Below are 18,319 nucleotides of genomic sequence, written 5' to 3' on the forward strand. Positions count from 1 at the left end.
GAGCCGGTGGCGCCTGTCGGGCCTGCTCCGGAGCCGGTGGCGCGTGTCGCGCCTGGCTCCCGAGCCGGTCGTCGGGCACGAGCCGGGGCCCGTGCCGGGAGCCGGCGCCGGTGTCCGAGCGGACCTTGACTCCCGAGCGGGCCTCGGCGCCCGAGCAGGCGCCTTGCCCCGAGCCGGTGCCGGCGTACGAGGCCGAGCCCGCGCCCACGCGCGAGATTGACGCCGAGTCCGAGCCTGAGCCCGCGCCCGAGCTCGGTGCCGAGCCCGAGGCTGCCCCCGCGGCGAAGCCGCAGCCGGAGCCCGATCCCGCGCCCGAGCCCAGTTCCGAGGCCACTCCCGCGCCGCAGTCCGAGCCCCCCTCCGACTACGAGCTGGCTCCCGCCGCCCCGTCGCCCGCCCCGTCGCCCGAGCCGGGGGCACCCGCCCCGGTGGGGGCCGCTTCGGCAGCGGCCGCTCCGGCACACGCCGCTCCCGTGCGGCCCGCCTCAGCGGAGGCCGCCCCCGTCGCCGCCGCCCCCGTGCCGTTGCCGCCGATGCCGACGCGGCCGCCGATTCCCGTGGTGGCGGCCATACCCCCGGTACCGGGTGCGGCGACCGCGGCCGATCCGCACCACGCCGTCTTCGCCGCGGCCGCTGCCGGGCGGCACGGGGAGGCCGCGGCGATGGCCGCCGCCTGGGAGCAGGCCGCGCTGCGGAGCCACGGGCCCGTGTCGCCCGAGGCCGTGCACTGGATCGAGGTACAGGCCGAACTCGCCCGTCAGGCCGAGGAGCCGGTACGGGCGAGCGGGCTGTGGATGCGGTCGGCGCACGTCCGGCTGGCCGGCGGGCAGGGCGAGACCGACCCCGAGGTCGTGGCCGCCGTGGACCGGGCGCACCACTGCTGGCACCAGGTCACCGACCGGAACAGCATCCGTGACCTGGGGGTGGAGCTGGCCAACCTGCGTGACCGGGTCCCCGGCAAGAGCGGCGCCCGCGACGACGTACAGCGCCGCCTGGCCCAGCTGGCCGAGCCCGCCAACCGCTGAGCCGCGCCCCGGCGCCGGCCCCGGCCCCGGGCCATGGCCCGCGCCGTCCGCCGAGCCGTACGCCGCCCCGCCGGCCCGGCCCCGTACTCAGTCCGCCGCCTCAGTCCGCCGCGCGCGCCAGGATGCGGGCAGCCACCGCCGGGGAGTCCACCAGCGGGTGCAGCGCGAGGGCCCGCAGGGCCGCCTCCCGGTCCTTGAAGACCGCCGCCTCCACGGTCGCCCGTTCCACCGCCTTCAGCTGCAGCATCAGCCCCAGCTGGTCAGCGCGGAGCGGGGCGCACGGCAGCGGCGTGGCGCCGCCCGCGCCCACCTCGCAGACCGTCTCGATGACCGCCTCGGGCGCGAGCGCGGGCACGGTCGTCCCGTTGCGCACGTTGAGGATCAGCCGGGTCCGCCGGTCGTGCGCGATGGCGTGCATCAGGGCCAGCGCCACCCGGTCGTAACCGCCGCCCTCCAGGTCGCAGCTGTCGCGCTGCCAGCCGCCGCTGGCCTCGCGGCTCTCCGCCATGTACGTCTCCTCGCGCTCCAGGCGCGTCCGCTCCCACAGCGCGTACGCCTGCGCAGGGTCCCGGTCGGCCGCGTCGAAGAAGCCGCCCTGCTGCCGGTCGAGGAAGGCACCGCGGGGCTCGTCCGACTCCTGTACGGAGGCGAGCGTCTCGCGGCGGAAGTAGTAGTAATGGAGGTACTCGTTGGGCAGCGCCCCGAGGGCGTGCAGCCACTCGGCCCCGAAGAGCCGGCCCTCCTCGAACGACCCGAGGGCCACGGGGTCGGCGAGCAGCTCCGGCAGCAGGTCGCGGCCGCTGCCGGCCCGCTCGGCGTCCCCGGTGGTCAGCGACCGGAGCCAGCCGAGGTGGTTGAGCCCCACGTAGTCGTACGTCACCGCGTCCGGATCGGCGCCCGCAGCGCGCGCCGCCCGGCGCACCAGCCCGACCGGCGAGTCGCAGATGCCGATGACCCGGTCGCCCAGCACCTCGGCCATCGCCTCGGTGACCATGCCCGCCGGATTGGTGAAGTTGATGACCCAGGCGTCCGGCGCCACGGCCGCTGCCCGCTCGGCGATCCGCAGCGCCACGGGGATCGTGCGCAGCCCGTACAGCACACCGCCGGCGCCCACCGTCTCCTGGCCGAGCACGCCCTCGGAGAGCGGGATGCGCTCGTCCGCGACGCGGCCCGCCGTGCCGCCGACCCGGATCGCGGAGAAGACGAAGTCGGCGCCGCGCAGGGCGTCGTCGAGGTCCGTCGCGAGCCGTACCGGCACGGGGTGCGCGTGCCCCGCCGCCTGCTGCTCCAGCACCGCCGAGATCACCCGCAGCCGGCGTGGGTCCGTGTCGTGGAGCGTCACCTCCGTCACGGCGCGCGCGGGATCGTCGAGCAACGCGCGGTGGACCAGCGGCACCCGGAAGCCGCCACCACCGAGAATCGTGAGCCTCATGGGCCGGAACGTACCGCACGAAGACCCGCCAGGACCCGCCCCACCGGCAGCCGCCAGGCGTGCCGATCCGGCACACTGGCGTCACGCGCACGGACGAAAGGGGCAGGCAAGGTGAGCGCTCGAGACGGAGAACAGTTCGCGCCCACGAGTCCCGCGCCGGCGGTGCTCGATCCGCTCGCCGCCGTACGCGGGCCCCGCGACCCGGCCACGGACGTCTACCTCACCGGCACGGTGTTCCTCGACATCATCTTCACCGGGCTGGACTCGGCGCCGGTGCGGGGCACCGAGTCCTGGGCGCGCGGCATGGGGTCGAGCCCCGGCGGGGTCGCCAACATGGCCACCGCGCTGGCCCGGCTCGGCCTGCACACCTCGCTGGCCGCCGCCTTCGGGGACGACATGTACGGCGAGTACTGCTGGGACGCGCTGCGCCAGGGCGAGGGCATCGACCTGTCGATGTCGCGGAAGGTGCCCGGGTGGCACTCGCCGGTGACCGTCTCCATGGCGTACGAGGGCGAGCGCACGATGGTGTCGCACGGGCACGAGGCGCCGGCGCCGGAGTCCGCCTTCGACGGAGGGCACGCGCCGGGCTGCCCGCCCGCCTCGCGCGCCTGTGTGGCCTCGCTGGTGCCGGGACGCCGGGAGGGCTGGCTCGGGTGCGCTGCAGGGCGGGGCGCCCGGATCTTCGCCGACGTGGGCTGGGACGACACCGGGCGCTGGGACCCGGCCGACCTCGCCGACCTCGAACACTGCGAGGCGTTCCTGCCGAACGCGGAGGAGGCGATGCGGTACACCCGTACCGATTCGCCGCAGGCCGCGGCGCGCAAGCTGGCCGATCTGGTGCCGGTCGCGGTGGTCACCATGGGGGCGCAGGGGGCGTGTGCGGTGGATGCGCGGACCGGGGAGAGCGCCGAGGTCCCGGCGATCGCGGTGGAGGCGCTGGACCCGACGGGGGCCGGTGACGTCTTCGTGGCGGGCTTCGTGACGGGCACGCTCGCGGGGTGGCCGCTGGCCGACCGGCTGGCGTTCGCGGGGCTGACGGCGGCGCTGTCGGTGCAGGAGTTCGGCGGTTCGCTGTCCGCGCCGGGCTGGTCGGAGATCGCCGCGTGGTGGCAGCAGGTGCGCGACCACCACGCGGAGGCGCTGCCGGGCGGCGGCAGCGGCCGGGACGCCGGCGGCCGCCCGCTCCGGGAGCGGTACGCGTTCCTGGAGTCCGTCCTTCCCGCCGCGTACCGCCAGTGGCCACTGGACCGGGCCCGCGCCCTCCCCACGATCGGCTTCCGCCGCGCGAGGTAGCCGCCGGGACGGATGCGCGCGGCCCCCGCTGGGTAACCCCTGAGCAAGGGGGCGACTCCCGTTCGATTCCCCCCGAAGGCGAGCCGCCGCGTCCGCGGACATCCGGCCACCGGCGCCCCGCACGCGGCGCCCCGCCACGGTGGCCCTCCGGCTGCCGCCGACCGCCCGCCGTCCCGCCGCAGGCGTACCGGCTCCCGGTGGGCACCGGGCCTCCGCGAAAAGTTCTCCGTCGATGTCGGTGCCGCGTCGTACCCTGGACGTGCTCAGGAGAGCCGCAGGTACCGCTACGTAGAAATGGGGATCAGCAGGCCACAGAGCCGGCCCATGACGCAGACACCCACGAATCAGCAGGCGCGCGCCCAGTTCACCGTCCCGCCCAAGCACCCCATGGTCACGGTCCTGGGTTCGGGAGACTCGTTGCTGCGCGTGATCGAGAACGCCTTCCCGACGGCCGACATCCACGTCCGTGGCAATGAGGTCAGCGCGGTCGGGGATCCCGCGGACGTCGCGCTCATCCAGCGCCTGTTCGACGAGATGATGCTGGTGCTCCGCACCGGACAGCCGATGACGGAGGACGCAGTGGAACGCTCGATCGCCATGCTGCGCTCGGCGGAGGACGGCGAGGGCGAGTCGAGCGAGACCCCCGCAGAGGTGCTCACGCAGAACATCCTCTCCAACCGCGGCCGCACGATCCGCCCGAAGACGCTGAACCAGAAGCGGTACGTCGACGCCATCGACCAGCACACCGTCGTCTTCGGCATCGGCCCCGCCGGTACGGGCAAGACCTACCTCGCCATGGCCAAGGCGGTGCAGGCCCTGCAGTCCAAGCAGGTCAACCGCATCATCCTGACCCGGCCCGCGGTCGAGGCGGGCGAGCGCCTGGGCTTCCTGCCCGGCACGCTCTACGAGAAGATCGACCCGTATCTGCGCCCGCTGTACGACGCGCTGCACGACATGCTCGACCCCGACTCCATCCCGCGCCTGATGGCCGCCGGGACGATCGAGGTCGCGCCGCTGGCGTACATGCGCGGCCGGACGCTGAACGACGCGTTCATCATCCTCGACGAGGCGCAGAACACGAACCCCGAGCAGATGAAGATGTTCCTCACCCGCCTCGGCTTCGACTCGAAGATCGTCATCACGGGTGACGTGACGCAGATCGACCTGCCCGGCGGCACGAAGAGCGGTCTGCGCCAGGTGCAGGAGATCCTGGAGGGCGTCGACGACGTCCATTTCTCGCGCCTCACCAGCACCGACGTCGTCCGGCACAAGCTCGTGGGCCGTATCGTCGACGCGTACGAGCAGTACGACAGCCGCAACGGAAAGCACTGAGCGAAGCAACGATGGCAATCGACGTCAACAACGAGTCCGGTACGGACATCGATGAGCAGGCGATCCTCGACGTCGCCCGCTATGCGCTCGGCAGGATGCGCATCCACCCGCTGTCCGAGCTGTCGGTGATCGTCGTCGACGCCGATGCCATGGAGCAGCTCCACATCCAGTGGATGGACCTCCCGGGCCCGACCGACGTGATGTCCTTCCCGATGGACGAGCTGCGCCCGCCGGCCAAGGACGAGGAGGAGCCCCCGCAGGGGCTGCTCGGCGACATCGTGCTCTGCCCCGAGGTCGCCAAGAAGCAGGGCGAGGAGGCGCCGACCGGGCACTCCATGGACGAGGAGCTGCAGCTGCTCACCGTCCACGGCGTCCTGCACCTCCTCGGGTACGACCACGAGGAGCCGGACGAGAAGGCCGAGATGTTCGGCCTCCAGGCGGCGATCATCGACGGCTGGCGGGCCGAGCAGGGCATCGAGGGTCCGTCCCCGGCGCCCACCACCCGGTGACGCGGTGTCCGTCCAGTTGATCGCCGTCGCGGTCCTCCTCGTCGTGGTCGCCTGGCTCGCCGCCTGCGCGGAGGCGGGCCTCGCCCGTACGACCAGCTTCCGCGCCGAGGAGGCCGTCCGGTCGGGCCGGCGCGGCGCCGCGAAGCTCGCGGCCGTCGCCGCCGACCCCACGCGGTACCTGAACGTCGCGCTGCTGGTGCGCGTCGGCTGCGAGATGGCCGCAGCCGTGGTCGTCACCTACTGGTGCGTGCGGCGGTTCGCCGAGACGTGGCAGGCGCTGACCGTCGCCATCGCGGTGATGGTCCTCGTCTCGTACGTCGCGGTCGGCGTCTCGCCGCGCACGATCGGCCGCCAGCACCCGCTGAACACCGCCACGATCGCGGCGTACGTCCTGCTGCCGCTGGCCCGGATCATGGGGCCGGTCCCGCAGCTCCTGATCCTGATCGGTAACGCGCTCACCCCCGGCAAGGGCTTCCGCAAGGGCCCCTTCGCCTCCGAGGCCGAGCTGCGCGCGATGGTCGACCTCGCCGAGCAGGAGTCGCTGATCGAGGACGAGGAGCGCCGCATGGTGCACTCCGTCTTCCAGCTCGGCGACACGCTCGTCAGGGAGGTCATGGTGCCGCGTACGGACCTGGTCTCGGTCGAGCGCTTCAAGACCATCCGCCAGGCGCTGACGCTGGCGCTGCGTTCCGGCTTCTCGCGCATCCCCGTCACGGGGGAGAGCGAGGACGACGTGGTCGGCATCGTCTACGTCAAGGACCTCGCGCGGAAGGTGCACATCAGCCGCGACGCCGAGACCGAGCTGGTGTCGACGGCGATGCGCCCCGCGGTGTTCGTGCCGGACACGAAGAACGCCGGTGACCTGCTGCGGGAGATGCAGCGGGACCGCAACCACGTTGCCGTGGTGATCGACGAATACGGTGGCACCGCGGGGATCGTCACGATCGAGGACATCCTCGAGGAGATCGTCGGCGAGATCACCGACGAGTACGACCGCGAGCTGCCGCCGGTGCAGGAGCTGGGCGACGGCCGGTACCGGGTCACGGCCCGGCTGGACATCGGCGACCTCGGCGAGCTGTACGGCCTGGAGCTGGACGACGAGGACGTCGAGACGGTGGGCGGCCTGCTGGCGAAGCTGCTGGGCCGGGTGCCGATCGCGGGCGCGCAGGCCGAGGTCGATCTGTCGGAGGACGCGGTCGACCCCGCGCTCAAGGCGCTCCGACTGACCGCGGAGTCGCCGGCGGGCCGCCGGAACAAGATCGTGACCGTGCTCGTCGAGCCGGTGGGCACAGGAGTGCCCGGCGGGACCGGCGCGGAGGGGGCGCAGGAGGCACAGGGAGCGCAGAGTGGGCGACGTACGACGGGGCATACAGGTGAATGAGGCGCTCTTGCCCTGAGAGCCGGGTTCCAGCGGGTACGTACCGAATCCCACTGTCAACCAGGGGCGGAGTACACCGTGCGAACCTCTCAGATGCTCTTGGCGGTCGATTTCGGCAAGGGCGTCTCGCAAGCCTGGACCTCGGTCGCCACGTTCGTGCCGAAGCTGGTCGCCTTCCTGGTGATCCTGCTGATCGGCTGGATCATCGCGAAGGCGCTCGCCAAGGCCGTCGACCTCGTGCTGCACAAGATCGGCTTCGAGAAGCTGATCGAGCGGGGCGGGCTCAAGCAGGCCCTGGAGAAGTCACCGCTCACGGCCACCGGTCTCATCTGCAAGCTCGTCTACTACGCGATCCTGCTGATCGCCCTCCAGATCGCGTTCTCGGTGTTCGGGCCCAACCCGATCAGCGTCCTGCTCAAGGGCGTCGTGGCCTTCATCCCGAAGGCCATTGTGGCGATCATCATCATCGTCATCATCGCGGCCATCGCCAACGCGGCGAAGACGCTCATCACCGGGGTGCTGAGCGGCACGTCGTACGGCAGGACGCTGGCGAACATCGCCTACGTCTTCATCCTGGCGCTGGGCATCATCGCGGCCCTGAACCAGATCGGCGTCGCCGTCAGCGTGACCGTGCCGGTGCTGGTCACCGTCCTCGGCACGATCGGCGGCATCCTCGTCGTCGGCGTCGGCGGCGGCCTCATCAAGCCGATGCAGGAACGCTGGGAGCGGTGGCTCTCGGGGGCCGAGCGGGAGAGCTCGGAGGCCCGGGAGCGGGTGCGGCGCACGGGCGGCGCCGGGAGCGCCGGGGGGACCGGGAGTGCCGGGGGCCCCGGGGGTTACGGGGACATCGGGCCCAGTGGTGGGGCTTCCGTTTGAGGTTGCCTTGTGGAGCGGCGCCGTGCCCTGTGGGCGCGGCGCCGTTTCGCCTGCGGCGGGCGGTGCCGCTGCGCGGGGCTTGAGGGTGCGGGGCCGGGCCTCCGCGGGTGGGGAGAGCGGATAAGGTCGGCCGTATGAGCGAAGCTGTCGTGGACCCGGAAGACCGCAAGATCATTACGCTTGCCCGGTCGGCGCGTGCCCGTAACGGGGTTGCCGAGGGCGCCGCCGTGCGGGACGAGACCGGACGGACGTACGTCGCGGGCACCGTTGCCCTCGACTCCCTCAAGCTGAGCGCCCTGCAGACCGCCGTGGCGATGGCCGTCGCCAGCGGTGCGCAGTCGCTGGAGGCCGCCGCCGTCGTGACCGAGGCGGCCACCGCGGCCGACGCGGACCGTGCCGCCGTCCGGGACCTGGGCGGTGCGGAGACCCCCGTGCTGGTCGCCGGGCCCGACGGCGTGCTGCGGGAGACCGTCAAGGCGGGCTGAGCCGCCTGCCGCGCCGATCCACCGGTCCGGCCGGGCCGGTGGTCGGTGTCATGCCCGCGATCGGGGAGAATGGGCGGCATGAGCGCTCGTACAGACTCCTCCGCCCCGCACCGCGCCGGCTTCGCGTGCTTCGTAGGCCGCCCCAACGCGGGCAAGTCCACCCTGACGAACGCTCTCGTCGGTACGAAGGTGGCCATCACCTCGAACCGGCCGCAGACCACCCGGCACACCGTGCGCGGCATCGTGCACCGGCCGGACGCGCAGCTCGTGCTGGTCGACACCCCGGGGCTGCACAAGCCGCGCACGCTGCTGGGCGAGCGGCTGAACGACGTCGTGCGGACGACGTGGGCCGAGGTCGATGTCATCGGCTTCTGTCTGCCGGCCGACCAGAAGATCGGGCCCGGTGACCGGTTCATCGCGGGTGAACTGGCGGGGATCAAGAAGACCCCGAAGATCGCCATCGTGACCAAGAGCGATCTCGTGGATTCCAAGACGCTGGCCGAGCAGCTGATCGCGATCGACAGGCTGGGGCAGGAGCTCGGGATCGAGTGGGCCGAGATCGTGCCGGTGTCGGCGGTCGGTGACAGCCAGGTGGGGCTGCTTGCCGATCTGCTGGTGCCGATGCTGCCGGAGAGCCCGCCGCTGTACCCGGAGGGCGACCTCACCGACGAGCCCGAGCAGGTCATGGTGGCCGAGCTGATCCGCGAGGCGGCGCTGGAGGGCGTGCGGGACGAGCTGCCGCACTCCATCGCGGTCGTGGTCGAGGAGATGCTGCCGCGCGAGGACCGGCCGGCCGACAAGCCGCTGCTGGACGTGCACGCCATCGTCTACATCGAGCGGCCCAGCCAGAAGGGCATCATCATCGGCCCCAAGGGCAAGCGCCTGAAGGACGTCGGGATGAAGTCCCGGAAGCACATCGAAGCGCTGCTCGGTACGCCGGTCTATCTGGACCTGCATGTGAAGGTCGCCAAGGACTGGCAGCGGGACCCGAAGCAGCTGCGCAAGCTCGGTTTCTAGGCGACGCCCCGGATGCGGCGTACGAAGAGGGCGCCGGCCAGGCCGATCGCTGCTGCCGTCAGGTAGAGGGCCGGGTAGCCGCCCAGGTACCGGACCACCGGGGCCGCCAGTGCGGGGGCCACCACCTGCGGCAGTGAGTTGGCGATGTTGATGATGCCGAGGTCCTTGCCGCGGTCCGCCGCGGCCGGGAGCACGTCGGTCATCAGCGCGAAGTCGACGGACGTGAAGACGCCGAAGCCGATGCCCAGCAGCGCGGCGGCGACCAGCGCGCCGGGCCAGGTCTGCCAGCCGGCGAGCAGCGCGGTGGCCGCGGTCATCAGGACCCCGGCCCCCAGGACGAACGGCTTGCGGCGGCCCGTGCGGTCCGACCAGTGGCCGGACACCACGACCGTGGCCAGGAGCAGGGCGCCGTTGACGGCGGTCAGGAGCAGTACGCCGTTCTCCGGGTCCGGGTGATGCAGCGCGTCGCGCAGGTAGTAGAGCAGGTAGAGCAGGACCAGCGAGTTGCCGAGGTTGATCAGGAAGCGGGTCAGCCAGGCCCAGGCCAGGTCCGGGTGGCGGCGCGGGCTCAGCCGGAAGCCGTACAGGAACGCGCGCCAGGAGAACGGCGGGCGGCGGTCGGCGGGCAGCACGGCGTCCCGGTGGAGCAGGACGTACGGGAGCGGCGCGAGGAGCGTGAAGGCGGCGCAGGCGAGGTAGCCCGCGGTGACGCCGCCGGCCAGGGTCGCCAGGCCGGTGCCGGCCAGGACGCCCAGGATCTGGGCCACGCCCAGCCAGCCGCCGACCGCGCCGCGCTGCCGCCGCGGCACCCGGTCCGGCACCGCGGCGGTGAGCGCGGCGAACGCGGCGCTGAGCGCCAGCTGCACCAGGCACCAGCCCAGCAGCATCAGCTGCCAGGTGCCCGCCGTCGCCAGCAGGACGTGGCCGCCCGCGCCGCCGAGGACGCCGGCCACGAGCCACGGGCGGCGGCGGCCGAAGCGGCCGGCCGTACGGTCCGAGACCGCGCCGAAGACGGGGGTGGCGGCGAGCGCGACGGCCGCGCCGGCGCCGGTCACCCAGGCGAGGACCGATTCCTTGGCGGTGCCCGGCGGCGCCAGTTCGGCGGCCTGGAGTGCGAGGAGGATCTGCAGCGGGCCGAACCAGCCGACCCACAGCGCCCCGTTGGCGAGGGAGAGGGCGCCCGTCCAGCCCGCGCCGACCGGCTCGGCGGGCTCGGCCAGGGCGTCCGGAGCCGCCACCGCCGGGCCGGCGCCCGGTGTCACCGCTGGGCCCGCAGCGCGTCCCGCAGCCAGTGGAAGGACGCCTTCGGGGTGCGGGTCAGGGTGGCGTAGTCGACGTGGACCAGGCCGAAGCGCTGCGCGTACCCCTCCGCCCATTCGAAGTTGTCCAGCAGCGACCAGACGAAGTAGCCGCGGACGTCGACGCCGGCCGTCATCGCCTCGTGCAGCGCCCGCAGGTGGGCGTCGAGGAACGCGATGCGTTCGGGGTCCTCGACGCCGTCGTACGAGCAGCCGTTCTCGGTGATGACGACGGGCGGGAGGGCCGCGCCGTAGCGGTCGCGGAAGCCGGTGAGCAGCTCGGTCAGCGCCTCGGGGACCACCGGCCAGCCGAACGCGGTACGCGGCCGGTCCGCGATCTCGCGCGGCGCGAAGGGGAGTTCCGGCGGCAGGGCGATGCCGCCGAGGTCGGCGGCGGGGGCCGCCGGGTCCGGGGCGCCGACCTTCGTCGGCTGGTAGTAGTTGACGCCGTACCGGTCCAGCGGCTGGGAGATGACCTTCAGGTCCTCGGCGACCGGGCCCGGCAGCAGCGCGGCCAGCTCCTCGTCCGGGTAGCGGCCGAGCAGCAGCGGGTCGGCGAAGAGCCGGTTGAGCAGCAGGTCGTAGAGGTCGGCGGCGCCGCGGTCGGCCCCGTCCTCGGAGGCCGGCCAGGTCGGGCCGTGCGAGTTGGCGATGCCGATCTCACGGGCGCCGCGGGCCCGGAGCGCCTGGAGCGCGAGGCCGTGCCCGAGGAGCTGGTGGTGGGCGGCCGGCAGCGCGTCGAAGAGCAGCTTCTTGCCCGGCGCGTGCACGCCGAGCCCGTAGCCGAGGAGGGTGACCTCGGCCGGTTCGTTCAGGGTGATCCAGCGCGGTACGCGGTCGCCGAGCCGGGCCGCGACGGTGTCCGCGTACGCGGCGAAGGCGTGCGCGGTGTCCCGGGAGAGCCAGCCGCCCGCCTCCTCCAGCGGCAGCGGGGTGTCCCAGTGGTAGAGCGTGGGGAGCGGCTGCACGCCGGCGGCCAGCAGCTCGTCCACCAGCCGGTCGTAGAAGTCCAGGCCCGCGGCGTTGACCGGGCCCGTGCCGCCGGGGAGCACGCGCGGCCAGGAGACGGAGAAGCGGTACGCGTCGGCGCCCAGCTCCGCGAGCAGCGCCACGTCCTCGCGGTACCGGTGATAGTGGCCGGTGGCGACGGCGGAGTCCGAGCCGTCCTTCACCCGGCCGGGCACGGCCGTGAACGCGTCCCAGACCGAGCGGCCGCGCCCGTCCTCGGCCACGGCGCCCTCGATCTGCTGCGCCGAGGTGGACACGCCCCACAGGAAGTCCGCGGGGAAACGGGGGAGGGGGAGGGAGCCGGGTGACGGGTGTGGGGGCGGCGTCATGGCCGGATCTTCTTGACCCTTCAGTAACGTGTCAAGGGCGCGGGCGGAGCCGCCTGCCCGCACCCCTGGCACGCGTCGTGGTGCGCCCGCCGCCGGCCGCCGTGGGCGGCGCTACGAGCCTTCCTTGAGCACCTGCGTGATCAGCTTGCGCTGGGGATCGGTCAGCCGCGGGTCGGCGCAGTAGACCGTCCGGTCGCCGACGGTGATCTGGTACGCGAACCCGTCCGGCACCCCGACCGGCGGCTCACTCCGCCCGTCGGCCAGCGCCCGCTCGACCAGGTCGCCCCACTGCGCGGCGTCGGCCCGCCCGGCCGTGTCGACCTCGGCGTACTTCTCGATCCCGGCGAACCCGCCGGTGCGCCTCACCTGAATCCGCATGACGGCAGCCTTCTCCTCGAAAGGCCGCCGGTCAATGACCCTGCTTCTTGACGACGCCCACTTCCGACCACGCCTTCACCAGGGCCTCCTGCTCCTCGCCCTGGTCGCCGTACCGGGCCTTCGCCGCGTCGATCGTCAGCTTGGCGAAATCCGCGAACTGGGCGTCCTTCGCGAGCTCCCCGCCCGTCAGCACGTCGTACCAGATCTGGCCCGCGCGCTCCCAGGCGTTGCCGCCGAGGGCGGTCGCCGCCAGGTAGAAGGCGTGGTTGGGGATGCCGGAGTTGATGTGGACGCCGCCGTTGTCCTGCGAGGTCTCGACGTAGTCCGCCATCGTGGCGGGCTGCGGGTCCTTGCCGAGCACGTCGTCGTCGTAGGCCGTGCCGGGTGCCTTCATCGAGCGCAGCGCCGTGCCCTTGTCGACGGCCGGGCCGAGCAGCCCGTCGCCGATGAGCCAGTCCGCCTGCGCGGCCGTCTGCTTGAGGGAGTACTGCTTGATCAGCGAGCCGAAGACGTCGGAGACCGATTCGTTCAGCGCGCCGGACTGGCCGAGGTAGTCCAGGTTGGCGGTGTACTGCGTGACGCCGTGGGTCAGCTCGTGGCCGATCACGTCCAGCGCCGTGGTGAAGTCCAGGAACAGCTCGCCGTCGCCGTCCCCGAAGACCATCCGCTCGCCGTCCCAGAAGGCGTTGTCGTACTCCCGGCCGTAGTGGACCGTGGCGTCCAGCGGCAGCCCGGCGCCGTCGATGGAGCGCCGCCCGTACGCCGTGAAGTACAGCTCGAACGTGGCGCCGAGGCCGGCGAACGCGCGGTTCACCGAGGCGTCGGAGCCGGCCGGGTCGGACTCGCCGCGCACCTTGGTGCCCGGCAGGTTCTCGGTGTGTTCCGCGTCATAGATCGTGCGCTGCGGCTTGTCGCTGCCGGCGCGGGCCTCGGCCGGCGCGGCCGCGCCGCGGACGGAGATGCGGCGGCGGGTGCGCTGCAGGGCGTCGTGCTCCAGGGTGCGGCGGGCCCGGCCGGAGAGTGCGCTGCTCCCCGACTGCGTGAGCCGGTCCAGAAGGTGCGGGGGGACGATCCCGCAGAAGACGGGACTGTGGTTCGAGGAAGTGTCGTCCATGTGGCGAGAGTGGCACTGGGTGAGTGCTGTGTCACTCCCTGCTGCCGAGATTCCCGCGAATGTGTGCTTGGTCGCTAAACGCCCCCATCGGATCTTCGGTCCCGCATACTGAAACGGCATGTCCATTCGTCACGGGTCTCGGCTAGGGTGCTGTGCACCATGCGTTTCGGGCTGCTTCTCCTTAGCTGCCGCGGCGAGGGCCTGTAGTCGTAGGCCGACCCCTCCCCGCGGAGTTCGGTGTTGCGGTTTTCGCCCGTCGGCCTCCCCCGCCCAGCCGGCTGGGGACCCCAGAGACCGGGACCTACGAGGAGCCCTGCGCATCATGTCGAAGTCCGAGAACGCCATCGGCCGCCCGACCCCCATCACCGCCGCCACGGTCCAGCAGAAGCCGTCCGGCATGCCCGTGCACAAGTACGGCCGCTACGAGACGGTGCACATCCCCGACCGCACGTGGCCGGAGAAGCGCATCACCAAGGCCCCCCGGTGGCTGTCCACCGACCTGCGGGACGGCAACCAGGCGCTGATCGACCCCATGTCGCCCGCGCGCAAGCGCGAGATGTTCGACCTGCTGGTCAAGATGGGCTACAAGGAGATCGAGGTCGGCTTCCCCTCCTCCGGTGAGACCGACTTCAACTTCGTACGCTCGATCATCGAAGAGGGCGCGATCCCCGAGGACGTGACGATCTCCGTCCTGACCCAGGCGCGCGAAGAGCTGATCGAGAAGACCGTCGAGTCGCTGCGCGGCGCCCACCGCGCGACGGTGCACCTGTACAACGCCACCGCGCCCACCTTCCGCCGGGTCGTCTTCCGCGGCTCCAAGGAAGAGGTCAAGCAGATCGCCGTGGACGGCACCCGGCTGGTCATGGAGTACGCCGACAAGATCCTGGGCGACGAGACGATCTTCGGCTACCAGTACAGCCCCGAGATCTTCACCGACACCGAGCTGGACTTCGCGCTGGAGGTCTGCGAGGCGGTCATGGACGTCTGGCAGCCCGAGGAGGGCCGCGAGATCATCCTGAACCTGCCCGCCACGGTCGAGCGCTCCACGCCGTCCACGCACGCGGACCGCTTCGAGTGGATGTCCCGCAACCTCTCCCGCCGCGAGTACGTCTGCCTGTCGACCCACCCGCACAACGACCGCGGCACCGCCGTCGCCGCCGCCGAGCTGGCCGTGATGGCCGGCGCCGACCGCGTCGAGGGCTGTCTGTTCGGGCAGGGCGAGCGCACCGGCAACGTCGACCTGGTCACCCTGGGCATGAACCTGTTCAGCCAGGGCGTCGACCCGATGATCGACTTCTCGCAGATCGACGAGATCCGCCGCACCTCCGAGTACTGCAACCAGATGGAGGTCCACCCGCGCCACCCCTACGCGGGCGACCTGGTCTACACCGCCTTCTCCGGCTCCCACCAGGACGCCATCAAGAAGGGCTTCGACGCGCGGGAGGCCGACGCGGCCGCCGCGGGCAAGAGCGTCGAGGAGATCGAGTGGGCGGTGCCGTACCTGCCCATCGACCCGAAGGACGTCGGCCGCTCCTACGAGGCGGTCATCCGCGTCAACTCCCAGTCCGGCAAGGGCGGCATCTCCTACGTCCTGAAGAACGACCACAAGCTGGACCTGCCGCGCCGCATGCAGATCGAGTTCTCCCGGATCATCCAGGAGAAGACCGACTCCGAGGGCGGCGAGGTCACCCCGGCGGACATCTGGTCCACCTTCCAGGACGAGTACCTGCCGACCCCGGAGAACCCCTGGGGCCGCATCTCGCTGCGCTCCGCGCAGGCGTCGACCACCACCGAGGGCACGGACGCGCTGACCGTCGAGGCGGTCGTGGACGGCCAGGACACGGTCCTGACGGGTACCGGCAACGGCCCGCTGGCCGCGTTCTTCGACGCGCTGCACGCCATCGACGTCGACGTCCGTCTGCTGGACTACGTCGAGCACACGATGAGCGAGGGCGCCGGGGCGCAGGCCGCCGCGTACATCGAATGCGCCATCGGCGACAAGGTTCTGTGGGGCGTCGGCATCGACGCGAACATCGTCCGCGCCTCCATCAAGGCCGTCGTGTCCGCCGTCAACCGCGCGAGCCGCTGACACCCCTACGGACGAGTCCGGTAAACCCGCTGGCCGGGTCCCGGACCCTACCGGCGGGCCGGTTTCCCGGCCCGCCGCCGCGCCGCACCGAAGGCCCCGCCCCTCTTCCGCAAGAGGGGCGGGGCCTTCCGCAATGTCGGTTACGACATGCTGACGCGGCGGAGGGGATGTGGCTAACATCACGTCAGCGCGGCAGCGTTGCCGAAGCGGTACGGAGGTCTGGCGTGAAGCAGAAGCTGGGTCTGGTGGGCGTGCGCACGTCATGGCGCACGATCGCCGACGGCGAGTTCTTCTGTCCCGAGTGCGGTGGCGACCGCAACTACCGCCGTCGTACGGGCAGGCGCCGACTTTCCCTGCTCGGCGTCCCGGTCCTGCCCCGCGGCACGGCCGGGCCCGTCCTGGAGTGCTCCGCCTGCGGCAGCCGCTTCGGTCTCGACGCGCTGGACCACCCCACCACCACCCGCTTCTCCGCGATGCTCCGCGACGCGGTGCACACGGTGACGCTCGCGCTGCTGGCGGCCGGCGGCACGGCCTCCCGCCCGGTCCGCGAGCAGGCGGTCTCCGCGGTGCGCGCCGCGGGCTTCACGGAGTGCACGGAGGATCAGCTGCTCTCCCTGCTGGCCGCGCTCGCAGCGGACACGGGCCGGCTCCCCGGCACGTACCACGACGGCCGCGACGGCCTCGATCCCTGCGGCACCGCGCTGGCCATAGAGCTCCACGAAGCGCTCGAGCCGCTCGCCCCGCACCTCGCCCCTGCGGGCCGCGAGTCCCTGCTCCTCCAGGGCGCCCGCATCGCCCTCGCGGACGGCCCCTACACGGGCCCGGAACGGGAAGTCCTCACGACGGTCGGAGCCGCGCTCTCGCTGGACGAGTCCGACACGGAGCGCCTCCTCGCGGCGGCGGCGCGTACGCCCTCCTAGGGCGTAAGGGTCGCGAGGAACCTCGCCCACGCGTCGGCGGAGAAGACGACGGCGGGCCCGTCGGGATCCTTGCTGTCCCGCACGGGGACGACGGGGGCGTCGATTTCGGCGACCTCGAGGCAGTTGCCGCCCTCACCGCTGCTGTACGAGCTCTTGCGCCACTCGGCGGCGCTCAAGTCATGCTCGCGCATTGTCTCCAGTCCTCCGCCGCCGACTCGATCAGGGCCAGGGACGCCTCCGGCGACAGTGCGACGGCCCTGAGCCGATCGTATGTGCGGCGGGCGCGCTTCACTACGGTCGGATCGTCCAGCAGATTGCCCGCGTACAGGCCCTCTGTATAGGCCGCGGGCGGGGCGTCGTCGAACTCCATGAGCCGCAGCATCTTGCCCATGCTGGGGTGCGGACCCTCCGCGAAGGGCAGCACCTGCACCCCCACCCGGCGGGAGCGCGAGATGTCCGCCACGCGGCCCAGTTGCTGGGCCATAGCGGCGGGGCCACCCACGGGGAACCGGAGCGCCGCCTCGTGCACGACCACCCAATACTCCGGTGTGCGAGGAGCCTTGAGTACGTCGGCTCGGCACAGGCGGGCCGTGACCTTCTCCTCGATGGCCTCGTCGGAGTCGAGCGGATCCTCGCCCACCATGACCGCCCGTGCGTAGGCGGCCGTTTGCAGGAGGCCCGGCACAAAGGTCGGGTCGAAGTCATGGATGGCGGTGGCGAGGCGTTCCAGTTCCGCCGTAGCGGCGAAGAACAGCGGATAGCCAGGGTTATTGATGAGCTTCTCGCACATGCGGGCGAAAAAGCCGTCCGTCTCCAGGGTTTCGTCAATCCTCTCCGCTACATCCAGCTGCGGTTTTCGGATCGCCTGTTCGAACTGGCCGATGTAGCCGCCGGATACGAAAACTCGGCTGCCCAGCTCCTGCTGCGTGAAACCGGCGGCCTCGCGGCGCCGCTTGAGCTCGGCGCCGAAGAATTCCCAGGCGGCCTGTCGTGGTTTGGCCACGGCCTAACCCCCTCGCCCTGCCGCGCAGTTGTAGCGCGTGCACGGGTGCCGATTTTAGATCGGGGCCCGCACGCTAAGGGGGTGAACAGCGAAAATCTCCCGGAGGGAAAGGCCGTGACGGGAAAGTGGGACGCGCGGTCGGCGGCGGAAAGCATTGAGGACGGGGAGGCGACGGTGCGGGAATTGCGGGAAGCGCTCGCGCGGGCCGGTGTCGTACTCCCTTCCCTCCGCCTCGACCTCATTTCGTGGGCGTACGAAACACCTCGGCCGCTGGTCGAATTCGGACGCTGCACGGTCGGAACGGCACGGAAACTGATCGCCGTGCTGCAGGAACGAGAGAAGGAAGCGAGCGAGGAACGATGAGCGCGGCGGTGGGTTCGTACGTCGTCGACACGCGGACGGGCAGAGTGGGACTGGTGATGGGGAGCGAGGGGCCGTATCTCCAGCTGCGGCCGGTGGGCGGCGGCCGGGAGTGGGACTGCGACCCCGAGGCGGTGCGCGACGCCACCGCACAGGAGCGGCTGCGCGCGGCCACGGCCTACGTGAACGCCCGCAGCCGGGGCGAGGTGGGCTGAGACCGCCGTACGGGCCCCGCACGGGCCATGCGCGACAATGGCGGCATGAGCCTGTTCCGTGATGACGGTGTCGTGCTGCGCACCCAGAAGCTGGGGGAGGCGGACCGGATCATCACGCTGCTGACCCGCGGCCATGGCCGGGTGCGTGCCGTGGCCCGCGGTGTACGGCGTACGAAGTCGAAGTTCGGCGCGCGGCTGGAGCCGTTCTCGCACGTGGACGTGCAGTTCTTCGCGCGCGGCGCCGAACTGGTCGGACGC

20 protein-coding genes are annotated in these 18,319 nt (G+C 72.2%); 13 read left to right on the plus strand and 7 right to left on the minus strand.

All coding sequences use genetic code 11. The features are described 5' to 3' along the window. The first annotated feature begins 110 nt into the window (after nt 1-110). Nucleotides 111-1,025 (plus strand): hypothetical protein, encoded by a 915-nt coding sequence (locus C3486_RS37050; protein ID WP_146075111.1) that lies wholly within the window; start codon nt 111-113, stop codon nt 1,023-1,025. Between the two features lie 100 nt (nt 1,026-1,125). Here the strand turns inward: C3486_RS37050 and C3486_RS33290 are convergent, their stop codons facing one another. Further along, nucleotides 1,126-2,457 (minus strand): 6-phospho-beta-glucosidase, encoded by a 1,332-nt coding sequence (locus tag C3486_RS33290; protein WP_103836596.1) that lies wholly within the window; start codon nt 2,455-2,457, stop codon nt 1,126-1,128. A 111-nt stretch (nt 2,458-2,568) separates the two neighbouring features. Here C3486_RS33290 and C3486_RS33295 point away from each other — a divergent pair, with 111 nt between their 5' ends. The 7 genes from C3486_RS33295 to era all read left to right on the plus strand — a co-directional run bounded on the left by C3486_RS33295 (nt 2,569) and on the right by era (nt 9,347). After that, nucleotides 2,569-3,750, plus strand: a complete 1,182-nt coding sequence (locus C3486_RS33295; RefSeq protein WP_103836597.1) for a carbohydrate kinase family protein — start codon at nt 2,569-2,571, stop codon at nt 3,748-3,750. A 324-nt stretch (nt 3,751-4,074) separates the two neighbouring features. Beyond that, nucleotides 4,075-5,082 (plus strand): PhoH family protein, encoded by a 1,008-nt coding sequence (locus C3486_RS33300; protein ID WP_103836598.1) that lies wholly within the window; start codon nt 4,075-4,077, stop codon nt 5,080-5,082. Nucleotides 5,083-5,093: 11 nt separating this feature from the next. Beyond that, nucleotides 5,094-5,591 carry an rRNA maturation RNase YbeY gene (ybeY, locus tag C3486_RS33305; protein ID WP_103836599.1) on the plus strand — a complete coding sequence of 166 codons (498 nt, stop codon included), beginning with the start codon at nt 5,094-5,096 and terminating at the stop codon, nt 5,589-5,591. Nucleotides 5,592-5,595: 4 nt separating this feature from the next. Further along, nucleotides 5,596-6,972: a hemolysin family protein gene (locus tag C3486_RS33310; protein ID WP_258053156.1), complete on the plus strand. Its 1,377-nt coding sequence runs from the start codon at nt 5,596-5,598 to the stop codon at nt 6,970-6,972. 75 nt (nt 6,973-7,047) lie between these two features. Then, nucleotides 7,048-7,845, plus strand: a complete 798-nt coding sequence (locus C3486_RS33315) for a hypothetical protein (RefSeq protein ID WP_258053157.1) — start codon at nt 7,048-7,050, stop codon at nt 7,843-7,845. Between the two features lie 134 nt (nt 7,846-7,979). Next, nucleotides 7,980-8,330, plus strand: coding sequence for a cytidine deaminase (locus C3486_RS33320; protein WP_103836601.1), 351 nt, complete (start codon nt 7,980-7,982; stop codon nt 8,328-8,330). Between the two features lie 78 nt (nt 8,331-8,408). Further along, entirely contained in the window at nt 8,409-9,347 is a 939-nt protein-coding gene (gene era / locus C3486_RS33325; RefSeq protein WP_103836602.1) for a GTPase Era, read from the plus strand. On the opposite strand, the gene C3486_RS33330 is transcribed toward era, so the two are convergent. From C3486_RS33330 to C3486_RS33345, 4 genes are all read right to left on the minus strand, one after another. Further along, nucleotides 9,344-10,585, minus strand: coding sequence for an MFS transporter (locus C3486_RS33330; RefSeq protein ID WP_258053158.1), 1,242 nt, complete (start codon nt 10,583-10,585; stop codon nt 9,344-9,346). The genes era and C3486_RS33330 overlap by 4 nt on opposite strands. Nucleotides 10,586-10,605: 20 nt before the next feature. After that, nucleotides 10,606-11,982: a GH1 family beta-glucosidase gene (locus C3486_RS33335; protein WP_146075112.1), complete on the minus strand. Its 1,377-nt coding sequence runs from the start codon at nt 11,980-11,982 to the stop codon at nt 10,606-10,608. 111 nt (nt 11,983-12,093) lie between these two features. After that, entirely contained in the window at nt 12,094-12,360 is a 267-nt protein-coding gene (locus tag C3486_RS33340; protein WP_103836604.1) for a protealysin inhibitor emfourin, read from the minus strand. Nucleotides 12,361-12,391: 31 nt separating this feature from the next. Next, nucleotides 12,392-13,474: a M4 family metallopeptidase gene (locus C3486_RS33345; RefSeq protein WP_103836605.1), complete on the minus strand. Its 1,083-nt coding sequence runs from the start codon at nt 13,472-13,474 to the stop codon at nt 12,392-12,394. A gap of 322 nt (nt 13,475-13,796) precedes the next feature. Between C3486_RS33345 and leuA the strand changes: the two genes are divergently transcribed. Together leuA and C3486_RS33355 are read left to right on the plus strand one after the other, a co-directional pair. Continuing rightward, nucleotides 13,797-15,563: a 2-isopropylmalate synthase gene (gene leuA, locus C3486_RS33350; RefSeq protein ID WP_103836606.1), complete on the plus strand. Its 1,767-nt coding sequence runs from the start codon at nt 13,797-13,799 to the stop codon at nt 15,561-15,563. 224 nt (nt 15,564-15,787) lie between these two features. Beyond that, on the plus strand, nt 15,788-16,483 hold the full coding sequence (locus C3486_RS33355; protein ID WP_258053159.1) for a TerB family tellurite resistance protein: 696 nt from the start codon (nt 15,788-15,790) through the stop codon (nt 16,481-16,483). Here C3486_RS33355 and C3486_RS33360 read toward each other — a convergent pair. Continuing rightward, nucleotides 16,480-16,674 carry a DUF397 domain-containing protein gene (locus C3486_RS33360; protein ID WP_103836608.1) on the minus strand — a complete coding sequence of 65 codons (195 nt, stop codon included), beginning with the start codon at nt 16,672-16,674 and terminating at the stop codon, nt 16,480-16,482. The two genes, C3486_RS33355 and C3486_RS33360, sit on opposite strands and share 4 nt — an antisense overlap. Further along, on the minus strand, nt 16,656-17,486 hold the full coding sequence (locus C3486_RS33365; RefSeq protein WP_103836609.1) for a helix-turn-helix transcriptional regulator: 831 nt from the start codon (nt 17,484-17,486) through the stop codon (nt 16,656-16,658). Before C3486_RS33365 ends, C3486_RS33360 begins: the two co-directional genes overlap by 19 nt. Before the next feature lie 81 nt (nt 17,487-17,567). On the opposite strand from C3486_RS33365, the gene C3486_RS33370 reads away from it, so the two are divergent. The 3 genes from C3486_RS33370 to recO all read left to right on the plus strand — a co-directional run. Beyond that, nucleotides 17,568-17,849 (plus strand): hypothetical protein, encoded by a 282-nt coding sequence (locus tag C3486_RS33370; protein ID WP_308461284.1) that lies wholly within the window; start codon nt 17,568-17,570, stop codon nt 17,847-17,849. Beyond that, the gene (locus C3486_RS33375) at nt 17,846-18,061 is read left to right on the plus strand and encodes a hypothetical protein (RefSeq protein ID WP_103836610.1); all 216 of its coding nucleotides are present in this window, start codon (nt 17,846-17,848) and stop codon (nt 18,059-18,061) included. The genes C3486_RS33370 and C3486_RS33375 overlap by 4 nt, the downstream gene beginning before the upstream one ends. 45 nt (nt 18,062-18,106) lie before the next feature. Continuing rightward, a partial coding sequence (gene recO / locus C3486_RS33380) for a DNA repair protein RecO (RefSeq protein ID WP_103836611.1) occupies nt 18,107-18,319 on the plus strand: 213 nt, incomplete at its 3' end.

This window comes from Streptomyces sp. Ru73 (assembly GCF_002920575.1).
GTDB lineage: Bacteria > Actinomycetota > Actinomycetes > Streptomycetales > Streptomycetaceae > Streptomyces.